This window comes from Mesorhizobium sp. M0678 (assembly GCF_040320505.1).
Lineage (GTDB): Bacteria > Pseudomonadota > Alphaproteobacteria > Rhizobiales > Rhizobiaceae > Mesorhizobium.
Window position 1 is genome coordinate 78,449 of sequence record NZ_JAMYPT010000007.1, and the last position, 12,107, is coordinate 90,555.

Below are 12,107 nucleotides of genomic sequence, written 5' to 3' on the forward strand. Positions count from 1 at the left end.
ACCTGAATCTCGACACACCCCGGGGTGTTTTGAATTTGAGAATATTGTGGACTTGGGAATTTTCTTGATGAGCGACTTGATAGCCGAAAACGCAATGCGGCTGTGGACACCGGATGGGTTCCGCGAGGACGAGTGGGTTCATGCCGAAAGCGCCGAGGCGCTGGTCGGCAATGGCCGTTTCATCCTGCCGTTGCAGGCGTTTCTCGGCCTCGATCCGGAGGTGCGGCGGTCGGCGAAGGAGCGCATCGGTGTGCTGCTGCAGCCCGGCGATCAGCTCGAAAAGATCGCAGGCCTGCTCGATCAGCTGTCACTGGTGGCGCTGGCGTTTCCGGCGTTCAATGACGGCCGCTCGTTCTCCAAGGGCGAATTGCTGCGCAGCCGTTATCATTTTGCAGGCGCTATGCGCGCCACCGGGCAGGTGCTGATTGATCAGCTGCCGCATATGCTGCGCGTCGGCTTCGATGAATTCGAGATATCGCACCCGGTGCTGCTGAAGCGGCTCGAGCAAGGCCGCACAGGCGGACTGCCGCTGTTCTATCAGCCGGCGGTGAAGCCGGAGGCCAAAGGCCCGAAATATTCCTGGCGGCGGGTGCGCGCCGGCTGATCCGCTCCAGAGGGCCAGAAGCCTTCTGGTCGGACCACATTCCAGATTCAACCTTTTATTTTGCGCCTCTCCGCCTTAGGATAGACCCATTATTTCGCGATCCGAATAAATGTGGCCACAAGGGAGGAACCGGGTATGGCTGGCAAGAAGATATTGATGCTCGTTGGCGAGTTCAGCGAGGAGTACGAGATTTTCGTCTTTGAACAGGCCATGCATGCGGTGGGCCACACCGTCCATGTCGTTTGCCCCGACAAGAAGGCCGGCGATATCCTGAAGACCTCGCTGCACGACTTCGAGGGCCACCAGACCTATACGGAAAAGCTCGGCCACGACTACATTCTCAACAAGACGTTTTCCGAGGTCAACCCGGCCGAATACGACGCCGTCTACGCGGCGGGCGGGCGCGGGCCGGAATATATCCGCATCGACAAGCGCGTGCAGGCGCTGGTGCGGCATTTCCATGAGACGGGAAAACCGATCTTCACCATCTGCCACGGCGTGCAGATCCTGATCGCGGTCGACGGCGTGGTGCGCGGCCGCGAAGTCGCGGCGCTGCAGTATTGCGAGCCGGAAGTCACGCTGGCCGGCGGCATCTATATCGATGTTGCGCCGACCGGCGCCCATGTCGACGGCAATCTGGTGTCGGCCAAGGGCTGGCCGGGCCTTGCCGCGTTCATGCGCGAATGCCTGAAAGTGCTGGGCACCGAGATCCGCCAGGGCGAGATCCTGATGCGCGACCAGCGCCAGGCGGCTTAAGCTCGGAATGTGGAGCCCGCCGCACCCCTAACGCATGTCGCGCAAAAGTGTTCAGCGGTTTTGCGATAACGGCATGCATAAACAAGAACCTAAAGCGCGTCGCATGAGGCCGGTCGAGCGCGACGCGCTTTAGGTGCGGCGGTACGTCTACACGGCCATCCGCGCTTCGCGGAACGATACCAGCTTGCTGCGGCTCTCGTCCCACAGCGCCAGCTTGACGCAGCGCAGGCTGTCGAGGAGTGTGACGCGGCCGATCTCACGCAGCTCCGGATAGTCCCTCAGCACTTCCGGAAGCCGGTAGCATGGCACCTTGGCCGAGAGGTGGTGCACGTGGTGGACGCCGATATTGCCGGTGATCCAGTTCAGCACCGGCGGCAGGTCGTAATAGGACGAACCGTGCAGGGCAGCGTGCTGGAATTCCCACTCGGAGTCCTTTGTCCACTCCGTCTCTTCGAACTGATGCTGGACATAGAACAGCCAGATGCCGGCCGATCCGGCGAGGATGACGATCGGCAAATGCACGACCAGAAACGCGCCGGGGCCAACGAACCAGATGAGCAGCGCGGCTATGACCGTGATGGCTAGGTTGGTCGACATCGACGACACCCAAGGGGTGAGGCCGCCCCGCATCATGCCCAAGGGCAGTCTCTGCTCGAAAATGAAAATCCAGATCGGGCCAAGGCCGAACATCACCAGCGGATGGCGATAGAGGCGATAGGCGAGCCGGCCCCGCCACGACAGTTGCCGGTATTCGGCGACGGTCAGTGTCTTGATGTCGCCGGTGCCGCGCTCGTCGAGATTGCCGGCGCTGGCGTGATGGGTTGCGTGGGCGCGGCGCCAGCAATCGTAGGGCGTCAGCGTCAGCACGCCAAGGACGCGGCCGATCCAGTCGTCGGCATAGCGATTGGCAAAGAAGGAGCCGTGGCCGCAATCGTGCTGGATCATGAAGATCCGCACCAGAAAGCCGGCGGCTGGAAGGATGAGGACCAGACCCCACCAATGGCCATAGGCATAAGCGGCCGAGGACAATGTCCACAGCGTGGCGAAGGGGATGAGGGTGATGGCGAGTTCGACGGCGCTGCGACGCCTGTCGGGCTTTTTATAGCGCGACAGGATTTTCAACCAGGCGCGCTTGCTGTTTGCCACAGCTTCGGGGGAAATCATGTTCATCATGAAACATAGGCGGAGCAGCGCGCTGCCGCAAGCCGGCGATCACGCAAAGTTACTGCGGGTAAATGTCGCGCGATGGCGAGGAATTGATGGCCGCAGTCGCCGGGCGCACGGCCTGCAATGGTGTCTACCGACGGCGCCCGCCTGCGACCACCTTGGCTTCCACGCCGTCCAGGCGGTCGAGCAATTCCTTCAGACGGTCGGGAATATCGGACTCCGTGCGGAAGGCCGGCAAGGTGCGCAGAAAGCGCTTGGTCGCCTCGGTGCCGAGCTGGCGCCGGATATCGGCGGCGAGCCCATCGCGTTTTTCGCCATTCCTGCGGGGCATCATCCAAAATCCTGTGTCGGCTTCGAAACTCTTCCAAGGGAGGAATGGTTCCCGCATTGTAGTGTCCCGGCAAGCAAAGACGTCGGGTACGGTAAAGTTTGAATTAAAATCGAAAGGTCTGCGCCGTCCGCCATCAATCAGCGACAGCGGCTGCAGTATCGCTTGCCCCTTGATTTTTGGCCGCTAAACCTCGATATCGGGCGCAAATCCACACCATTCGAAAATGACGGGAAACGGCGATGAGCGACCAGGCAAAAGACGAACGCGCGCCCGATGAAGCCGAGAAGACCGAGGCTGCCGCGGAGCCAAGGGAAGGTGGCGTCGACGGCGACTATGAAGCGCTTGTGCGGCTTCTGAAGGAAAACGAAGAGCTGAAGGATCGCGCGCTGCGCGTCGCGGCCGACATGGAGAACTTGCGTCGCCGCACCGCCCGCGACGTCCACGACGCGCGCGCCTATGCGGTTGCCAATTTTGCCCGCGACATGCTTTCGGTGTCAGACAATCTGCGCCGTGCGCTGGATGCCATCCCGGAGGAGGCCAAGGCTTCGGGCGATGCCGGCTTCAAGGCGCTGATCGACGGCGTCGAGATCACCGAGCGCGCCATGCTGTCGGCGCTGGAACGCCACGGCGTGAAGAAGCTCGAGCCCGAGGGCGAGAAATTCGATCCGAATTTCCACCAGGCGATGTTCGAGGTGCCCAATCCCGACGTACCGGCCAACACGGTCGTGCAGGTCGTGCAGCCCGGCTATTCGATCGGCGAGCGTGTTCTGCGGCCCGCCATGGTCGGCGTCGCTAAGGGCGGCCCCAAGCATGTGGCGAGCGAAGCGCCAGTCGAGCCGGGGCCGGTCAACGAGCAGGCTGAGAAAGATGCGTGAATGGGTGAATGGTCAATAGTGAATGGTTAGTAGTGAGTAGCCAATTGCTGCTCCAGCAGTCAGTGCTATGTTCTATTCACTATTCACTATTCACTATTCACTATTCACTATTCACGCCGCAAACCGCTGCGCTTCTCCACCATAATAATTGACGTAGCGGGCACCGATCTCCTTGACCGGCATCACCACGAACACGTCGACCGTCGAGAATTCACGGTCGATGACGCAACCGTCGCCAATGCGCGCGCCGACGCGCAGATAGCCCTTGACCAGTGGCGGCATCGCGGCGATCGCCGCCTTGGTATTGACCGCCTCGATCGGCATCAGATCCATGGAACAATAGCGCCCGGCGACGGCACGCACGTCCCAGGATGAATTCGTCCGGCAGTGGTGGGCAAGATAGGTCAGCGCCTCTGCATGTGCCGCCGGCACGGTGCCGTGGAACGACGCGCAGCCGGTCATCACGCCGATGCCGTAATGATTGATATAGGCCCAGATGCCTTGCCACAGCGCCTCGATGGTGCGCTTCGAGCGGTATTCCGGCAGAACGCAGGAGCGGCCGAGCTCGAGGAAGCGCTGGCCGGGATGCCGCGCGATCAGCTTGGTCAGTTCGAATTCACCTTCGGAATAGAAGCCTCCGGCGGCCGCGGCAATCTCCTGCCGCAGCAGGCGGTAGGTGCCGACGATGCGGCGATGCTCGGGGCCGGAAAGCGAAGTATCGAAGACCAGCAGATGGTCGCAGAGGGGATCGAAGCGGTCGGCATCGCGGCGGTCCTGCATCTGGAACAGGTCCTTCCTGGCACCAAGCTCGTCGTAGAACACCCGGTAGCGCACTTCCTGCGCGGCAGCGATCTCGGGCTCGTTGCGGGCGAGCCGCACTTCGAGATTGCCGATGCGGCCGAGCGATGCGCCTTTTATGACGGCATCGGCGTTCCGGCCGACGAGCAAAGGCCCGCTGGCGTTCGGCCGAGCATCACATTCCGGCATGACTGTATGCACGAGTGATTCTCCTTCGAGCCATCCCTCTTGGCACGGGGATACGGTGTAGGTGCAACAGGATTGTGACAGTACCGTGATACGGCTCTGCGGGCAATACTTCGTCGGCTGGGTAATCTATCAACCGTCTATGTTGTGCCTCAGGCGGCCGCTTGCCCTTCGACCGCATGAACCAGGGCATCGGGGTCGAGCGGCTTGGTGACGAAGCCGCTGGCACCGTGAGCGAGCACGGCGTGGCGGGTCTTTTCCTGGCTGTCGGCCGACAGCACCATGATCGGCACCGGCGGCACCGCGGTCTCCTCCTCATGGCGGCGGATGGCGGCGATGGCGTCCAGACCGTCCATGACAGGCATGTGCAAGTCCATCAGCACCACGTCGTAGCGGTGCTTGTGGCCGGTGCTGATGACCGCCTCGACCGCGGCCTTGCCGTTGCCGACCACTTTCACGCGATGCCCGGCCTTCAGCAGCGTGGCGCGGGCCAGCATGGCGTTGATGTCGTTGTCCTCGGCGATCAGCACCGACAGGCCCTGCTGGCGGGCGCCAATGGCGTGCCCCGCCTGCGCGCCGCGCCTTTGCAGTTGCGGCTCGGCGATGACCGGTGCATGGCTGGTCAAAAGCACGCGCAGCAGTGTCTCGCCGCGCACCGGCCTCGCCAGGAAGGTGGCGTAACCGTTGGCACGGAACTCGCCAAGCATGCCGCGGTCGGTCGGCGCGATCAGCGTCACTGCCTCGCAATCGGCAAATCCGCTCTGGCGCAGGCGCCTGAGCAGCCTGCCGTCGCTTTGCTCCATGGCAGCATCGATCAGAAGCACGTCACAGCCCTCGGCGAAAGCGGTGGCCTGGGCGGCGGCGGTGGCCAGATCGACCGTGCCGCCATTGGCGCGAATGGTGCGGGCGAGGGCTTCGGCCTCGACCAGGTTCTTCGATACGATCACCGCATGCCGGCCCGACAGCGCGTCCTGGCGGATCTGCGGCGCCTCGACGGCGGAAATAGCGGGAATCTCGAAGACGAATTCGGACCCCTGGCCAAGCCGGCTCGACACAGAGATAGTGCCGCCCATGGCGATCACCAGGCGTTTGGAAATGGCGAGACCGAGGCCGGCACCGCCATGCGCACGGGTCGAGGTGCCGTCAGCCTGTTCGAAGTCCTCGAATATGCGCTCCATGTCCTCCTCGCGCAGACCGGGGCCGGTGTCGGTGATGGTGAAGCAGATGCGGTCGGTGGTTTCGGTGCGGACGCGGGCGATGCTTGCCAGGACGCCGCCGCTGTCGGTGAACTTGACGGCGTTGCCGATGAGATTGAGCAGCACCTGCCTGACCCTGCCGGGGTCGGCGGTGATCAGCTGCGGCACGTCGGGTTCGACATGGCAGCCGAGGCCGATATCCTTGGCAAAAGCCCGCGCCGCCAAAAGCTCGATGACATTGTCGGCGATCTCGCGCACCGACATCGGCTGCGGTTCGGGATCGAAGCGGCCGGCCTCGATCTTGGAGTAGTCGAGCAGGTCCTCGATCAGCGCCAGCAGCGCGCTGGCCGAGGTCGAGATGGCGCCGACATAGGTCCGCTGCTCGGGCGAAAGGCTGGTGTCGGCGAGAAGCCGGGCCATGCCCATGATGCCGTTCATCGGCGTGCGGATCTCGTGGCTGACGGTGGCGAGGAAGCGCGATTTGGCCTGGCTCGCATATTCGGCCCGCTCGCGGGCGGTGATCAGCGAGGATTCGGCGCGCTTGCGAGCGGTGATGTCGCGGGCGATGGCGCGATGCGAAACGGCGCCGCTGTCCTTGTCGCGCACCGACAGCTCGATCCAAGAGAACCAGCGTGGGCCGTCCGGCGTGCGAATGGCGACGTCGGTGGAACTCAGGCATTCATGGTCGGAAAACGCGGCGTCGGGGACGATGCCGACATCGATGCCTAGTTCGGCCAGGGTCTTGCCGGCAAGGTCGCGCTGGTCGGTTTCGACAAGGTCGGCGAAAACCTTGTTGGCGTAGACAATGTGGCCGTCGCGGTCACGATGGACGACGAGATCGCCGAGTGCATCGATCAGCCCGCGAAAGCGCTCCTCGCTCTCCTGCATCTCCCACATGCGGTCGGCCAGCGTCTCGATTTCGGCGCGGCTGCGGGCGGTCGTGGCATCGAGCAGGGCCACCGCGCGGCGCTCGGTGCGCCTGTTGCGCAGATGCATGGCGAGCCCGGCGATGGCTGTCGCCAAAAGGCCGATGGTGATGAAGATCGGCGCCCCGGTCAGATGCGAAAAGCCTGCCAGCACGACGATGGCGACGAGCGTCAGGAAGGGCAGGCCTTCGCGGTTGGAGGCCGGCAGTTCCGGCGCCAGCGGTGGCGCGGCGACAAGCTGCCGTCCTGGCGCCGCGGGGGCCGTCCCGTCGGCCCGTTCGGCTGGTTCCGCCTCTCTGATGCCGGGTTCCGCAATCATACGGAACTCCTGCCAGACAGAGCTTATCGAAGGTTGTGGTTGATCGCTCGAATTTTAGCGGTCGCGCTCTTTTTTATCCCTTGGGGGCTCATATATCCACCACCACGCGGCCGCGGATCTTGCCCTCGACGATCTCATGCGCGGCGCCGATGATGCCGTCGAAGCCGATGCTCATCGACAGGCTGGCAAGCTTTGCGTGGTCGAGATCGGCGCCGATGCGGCGCCAGGCCTCGAGGCGGACCGCCTTCGGCGCCATCACCGAATCGATGCCGAGCAGCGAGACGCCGCGCAGGATGAAGGGGGCGACGCTTGCCGGCAGGTCCATGCCGCCGGCGAGGCCGCAAGCGGCGACGGCGCCGCCATAGGAGGTCATCGACAGAACGTTGGCCAGCGTGTGACTGCCGACCGCATCGACGCCGCCGGCCCAGCGTTCCTTGGCGAGCGGTTTTGCCGGCTGGGTGAGCTCGTCGCGTGAAATCACTTCCGCGGCGCCGAGGTCGATCAGATAGGGGCTTTCGGCAGCGCGGCCGGTCGAGGCGATGACGTGATAGCCGAGGCTGGACAGGATCGAGACCGCGACCGAGCCGACGCCACCGGCAGCGCCGGTCACGACCACCGGGCCGCGCTCGGGCACGATGCCGTGCCGCTCCAGCGCGATGACGCAAAGCATGGCGGTGTAGCCGGCGGTGCCGACCGCCATCGCATCATGCGGGCTCATGCCGTCCGGCAACGGCACCAGCCAGTCGCCCTTGACGCGGGCGCGCCCTGCAAAGGCGCCGAAATGCGTCTCGCCGACGCCCCAGCCGTTCAATATGACCTTTTCGCCCTTGCGCCAGTCAGGATTGGAAGACGAGATGACGGTGCCGGCGAAATCGATGCCCGGCACCAGCGGCCAGCGGCGGATTACCGGCGCCTTGCCGGTAATTGCAAGACCGTCCTTGTAGTTCACCGTCGTCGCCTCGACCGCGACGGTGACGTCGCCCTCCATCAGGTCTGCCTCGGTAAGCTCGGTCACCGCGACTGACTGGTTTTTCTCGGCGTCACGCGAAACGAGGATGGCTTTGAAGGTTTCGGGCATTTTTTCTCCTCGGGCTTGCAGATCAGAATGTGCGGCGCCAGGCGAGTGAGGTCAATCGCTCGACGCTCCGCGCCGCCAGCTAATGAGTTCGTCGAAGACGACCAGTACCGCACCAACCGAAATGAAGGCGTCGGCGAGGTTGAAGACGGCGAAGGACCAGACCGGCGTATGGAACAGGACATAGTCGATTACATGACCGTAGATTGCGCGATCGATCAGGTTGCCGAGCGCGCCGCCGACGATCAGCGCGAAGCCGATGCGGGCAAGCAGGTGGCCCGGCGGCGTGCGGGCCGCAAGGTAGAGCACGAAAGCGACCACCACAACCGCGACGACCACCAGGCCGGTGTCGCCGAAGGACGAAAACAGCGAAAACGCGATGCCGGTGTTGTAGGTGCGGTACAGCGCCAGGAAAGGCAGGAGATCGAGCTTTTCCTGAAAGGCAAGGCCGGTCTCGACCAGATATTTCAGCCACTGGTCGAGCGCTATCGCGGCGACAACCAGAAAAGCGTAGGGGCTCCAGGACTTCATAGTTTGCAGTTTCACGGTTTGGGACGTCACGATCGGGCATCCTCCGGGCCGAGCTTCAGCGCGCCGCGCCGGATCTCGAACAGCATGACGCCGGTGGCCACCGCAAGGTTGAGCGAATCGGCGCGGCCGGCCTGCGGTATCCGCAGCAGTTTGTCGCAGTTTGCGGCAAGCTCGTCAGGCAGGCCTTGCTGCTCGTTACCCATCATCAAAAGCACCGGGCCTTTTGAAAAATCGACCGAGCGGTAGTCGACCGCACCCTTCAGATGGGTGCCGGCGACGAGGCCGGGAAAGCTCTTTCGCCAGGCGAGAAAAGCTTCGGGCGACGCCTTGGCGACCGGCACGGCGAAAATCGAGCCCATGGTGGCGCGCACCGTTTCGACCGAAAAGGGATCGGTGGTCTCGCCGACCAAGATGACGCCCCTGGCCCCGACAGCGTCGACCGTGCGGATGACGGTGCCGAGATTGCCGGGGTCGCGGACGCGGTCGAGCGCCACCCAGACGTCGCCGTCACGGACGCGGATGTCCTTCAACGGCAGGAATTTCTGCGAGAACACGCCGACGACCATTTGCGGATTGTCGCGGCGGGTGATGGCGACCAGCACTTTTTCCGAAACTTCAAGGACGGTGCCGCCGGCGGCGACCGTGCGCGCCGCGATCTTTTCAACCGCCGTATTGCCACGTCCGGCCTTGGCGAAGACCAATGTCCTGATCGACCAGCCGAGATCGAGCGCGTCGATGACCAACTTCAGGCCTTCGGCCATGAAGGCATTCTGCTGGTCACGGAATTTCTTCAGCGCGAGCGCCTTGATGGCCTTGACCAGCGGGTTGGCGAGGCTGGTGACTTCCTTCACCTGCCCTGGCGCGCCCGCGTGCCGTTCGTACGCACTCATTCAGGCCACCCAGCGTGAGAACAGCGAGGTCGAAAGCGCCCGACCGGCAGATTTCTCGCGGATGATCAATTCACCCGACTCGACCGTGCCGCCCATGCCGGCGAAGGTGTCGCGCATCAGGGCATGGATGGCGAAAAAAGAGGCGCGGATCGAATAGGCGGTCAGTACCACGGCGAGCGGCTTCGGCGTCAGGATCGCGCGGCAGATATCGGTCAGCGCCGGCAGGTCCTCGAACAGCTGCCAGACCTCGCCTTTCGGTCCGCGGCCATAGGCGGGCGGGTCGAACAGGATGATGTCGTAACGGCTGCCGCGGCGCTCCTCGCGTTCGGCGAATTTCACGGCATCGTCGACGATCCAGCGGATCGGCTTTTGCGACAAGCCCGCCATTTCCTGGTTTTCGCGCGCCCACCCGATCGCCTTCTTGGAAGCATCGACGTGGGTGACCTCGGCGCCGGCACGCGCCGCCACCAAGGAGGCAAGGCCGGTGTAACCGAACAGGTTCAACACCTTCACCGGCCGTTTTGCCGCCGCGATCAGTCCGGCCATGTGGTCCCAGTGCGAGGCCTGCTCGGGAAAGACGCCGACATGGCGAAACGAAGTGAAGCGGCCGAGATAATCTATGCCGTCATGCTTCATCGGCCAGGTCTCGCCGAGCGGCGTCTTGGGGAAGCGCCAGCGGCCGATGCCTTCCTCGTCGGTATCGCCGGTGAAAATGGCGTCGGCGCGCTCCCAGTCCCTGGCCGGCAAAGCCTTTTGCCAGATCGCCTGGCCCTCCGGCCGAACGATGCGGTAGGGGCCGTATTGCTCGAGTTTCTCTCCGGCGCCGCTGTCGAGCAGCGCGTAGTCCTGATTGGCGCCGACCTCGAGGATCAGCGGCAGATGTTCGGCAGGCAGCGCGCCATCGCGGCGGGATAGAGGGCGCGGCGCGGCTTTCGGCTCGGACCGGTCCTGCAGTTTAGGCTCCGAACCGGCGGTCAGGCCGGCGTCGCGCCGCCGCGGCTGCTCCGCCCCGCCCTTCGCGGGCGGGCGGCTGTCGCGGCGTTTGTCGCGAAAAGGTTTCAAGAAGGCGCATCTCCGGAAGGCGGCTCGCCGCTTCTGCCACAGCACATTGACCGGCGCAACAAAAGGGCTGCCGACGTGTGCAACCGGATCAGCCGCGCCTGATCGACAGCAGGCCGACTGCGAGCGCTATGAAACCAACGGCCTTGAAGCCGGTGACGACCATATGGCCGGTTTCCCAGCTGCTCCGGATACTTTCGAAATTGTCCGGGATCGGTCCAGGCACCCAGGTGGCCAGGACATCGTTTGCCGGTTTGACCAGGGTAAACCACGCCACGAGGGCCATCAGATAAAGCACGGTGGCGGCCAAAATCCACCAGAATGCCGGGCGGTCGCTGCGCAGCATCCAGGCGAGAAGCCCCGGACAGGCGATCGCGGCCACGTCCAGCGGTGCGCCGACAATCGCGAAGAATTGGAACTGAGCGTTGAAGACAGTGGTTTCACGCCAGAGCGAAGGCGGCCATCTGGTCAGCCGCGGCACCGATTCCAGCACATGGGCGAAGGATGGTCCGAGGCTGAGCGCAGCGACGATGGCGGTCAAAACCGACCAGAACAACAGGAACCCGCGTATATCCATAATGGCCAGACAACGGCGTCAGGGCGCAGACGTTCCCGTCCGCCACCATGTCGCTTGCCGCCGAAAGTGCTGGGGCTCTATCGTGATTGAAACTAGGTCATGATTCATGTCCCGTGCTGAACGCCTGCTCGACCTGATCCAGATCCTGCGCCGGCATCGCCGGCCGGTCAGCGGCCGCAGCCTTGCGGGCGAAATGGGTGTGTCGATCCGCACGCTCTATCGCGATATCGCCACGCTGCAGGGGCAGGGCGCGCCGATCGAGGGCGAGGCGGGGTTGGGTTACGTGCTCAGGCCCGGTTTCATGCTGCCGCCCTTGATGTTCACCGATGAGGAGATCGAGGCGATCGTGCTCGGTTCGCGCTGGGTGGCCAAGCAGCCGGACTGGCGGCTTGCGAACGCCGCCACCGACGCGCTGGCCAAGATCGCCGCGGTGCTGCCGGACGATTTGCGCGAAGAGCTCGACGCCTCGACGCTGTTGGTCGGGTCGCGCACCGAGGTCACCGAAGGCATCGATCTCGGCGTGGTGCGGCAGGCCATCCGCGAGGAGCGCAAGCTGAGCTTTGTCTATCGCGACGCCGGCGGCGCTGCCTCCGAGCGCACCGTCTGGCCGTTCGCACTCGGCTTCTTCGACAAGGTGCGCGTCGTCGCGGCCTGGTGCGAGATGCGCCAGGATTTCAGGCACTTTCGCGCCGACCGGATATCCGGCCTCAATGCCACCGAGATGCGCTATCCGCGTCGCCGTCAGGTGCTGCTCAAAGAATGGCGGGCGACGCTCGACACGCCAAGCTAAGGCTGCTGCTCAGTTGAGACTGCTGCC

13 protein-coding genes are annotated in these 12,107 nt (G+C 64.0%); 4 read left to right on the top strand and 9 right to left on the bottom strand.

The genetic code is table 11. The features are described from left to right. Positions 1–67 precede the first annotated feature (67 nt). Both NKI29_RS14955 and NKI29_RS14960 read left to right on the top strand, forming a co-directional pair. Positions 68–604 carry a DUF934 domain-containing protein gene (locus tag NKI29_RS14955; RefSeq protein ID WP_352568237.1) on the top strand — a complete coding sequence of 179 codons (537 nt, stop codon included), beginning with the start codon at positions 68–70 and terminating at the stop codon, positions 602–604. Positions 605–739: 135 nt separating this feature from the next. After that, positions 740–1,360 (top strand): DJ-1/PfpI family protein, encoded by a 621-nt coding sequence (locus NKI29_RS14960; RefSeq protein WP_352468335.1) that lies wholly within the window; start codon positions 740–742, stop codon positions 1,358–1,360. A gap of 147 nt (positions 1,361–1,507) precedes the next feature. Here the strand turns inward: NKI29_RS14960 and NKI29_RS14965 are convergent, their stop codons facing one another. Both NKI29_RS14965 and NKI29_RS14970 read right to left on the bottom strand, forming a co-directional pair. Continuing rightward, positions 1,508–2,530 (bottom strand): fatty acid desaturase, encoded by a 1,023-nt coding sequence (locus NKI29_RS14965; protein ID WP_352568236.1) that lies wholly within the window; start codon positions 2,528–2,530, stop codon positions 1,508–1,510. Between the two features lie 127 nt (positions 2,531–2,657). Continuing rightward, entirely contained in the window at positions 2,658–2,861 is a 204-nt protein-coding gene (locus NKI29_RS14970) for a hypothetical protein (RefSeq protein WP_023675249.1), read from the bottom strand. Between the two features lie 236 nt (positions 2,862–3,097). Here NKI29_RS14970 and grpE point away from each other — a divergent pair, with 236 nt between their 5' ends. Then, positions 3,098–3,733: a nucleotide exchange factor GrpE gene (grpE, locus tag NKI29_RS14975; RefSeq protein ID WP_023675250.1), complete on the top strand. Its 636-nt coding sequence runs from the start codon at positions 3,098–3,100 to the stop codon at positions 3,731–3,733. Between the two features lie 111 nt (positions 3,734–3,844). Here the strand turns inward: grpE and olsB are convergent, their stop codons facing one another. From olsB to NKI29_RS15010, 7 genes are all read right to left on the bottom strand, one after another. Then, positions 3,845–4,720, bottom strand: a complete 876-nt coding sequence (olsB, locus tag NKI29_RS14980; RefSeq protein WP_352568317.1) for a l-ornithine N(alpha)-acyltransferase — start codon at positions 4,718–4,720, stop codon at positions 3,845–3,847. A 149-nt stretch (positions 4,721–4,869) separates the two neighbouring features. Next, positions 4,870–7,158 (bottom strand): PAS domain-containing hybrid sensor histidine kinase/response regulator, encoded by a 2,289-nt coding sequence (locus NKI29_RS14985; RefSeq protein WP_352568235.1) that lies wholly within the window; start codon positions 7,156–7,158, stop codon positions 4,870–4,872. A gap of 88 nt (positions 7,159–7,246) precedes the next feature. Beyond that, positions 7,247–8,236 (bottom strand): acrylyl-CoA reductase (NADPH), encoded by a 990-nt coding sequence (gene acuI / locus NKI29_RS14990; RefSeq protein WP_352568234.1) that lies wholly within the window; start codon positions 8,234–8,236, stop codon positions 7,247–7,249. 51 nt (positions 8,237–8,287) lie between these two features. Continuing rightward, positions 8,288–8,764, bottom strand: a complete 477-nt coding sequence (lspA, locus tag NKI29_RS14995) for a signal peptidase II (protein WP_352568316.1) — start codon at positions 8,762–8,764, stop codon at positions 8,288–8,290. A 26-nt stretch (positions 8,765–8,790) separates the two neighbouring features. Then, on the bottom strand, positions 8,791–9,654 hold the full coding sequence (locus tag NKI29_RS15000; protein WP_352568233.1) for a TrmH family RNA methyltransferase: 864 nt from the start codon (positions 9,652–9,654) through the stop codon (positions 8,791–8,793). Beyond that, entirely contained in the window at positions 9,655–10,716 is a 1,062-nt protein-coding gene (locus NKI29_RS15005; RefSeq protein ID WP_352568231.1) for an RsmD family RNA methyltransferase, read from the bottom strand. 88 nt (positions 10,717–10,804) lie between these two features. Next, on the bottom strand, positions 10,805–11,290 hold the full coding sequence (locus NKI29_RS15010) for a DUF1772 domain-containing protein (protein WP_352568230.1): 486 nt from the start codon (positions 11,288–11,290) through the stop codon (positions 10,805–10,807). A 106-nt stretch (positions 11,291–11,396) separates the two neighbouring features. Here NKI29_RS15010 and NKI29_RS15015 point away from each other — a divergent pair, with 106 nt between their 5' ends. Then, positions 11,397–12,080, top strand: coding sequence for a helix-turn-helix transcriptional regulator (locus NKI29_RS15015; RefSeq protein ID WP_352468341.1), 684 nt, complete (start codon positions 11,397–11,399; stop codon positions 12,078–12,080). The last annotated feature ends 27 nt before the right edge of the window (positions 12,081–12,107 follow it).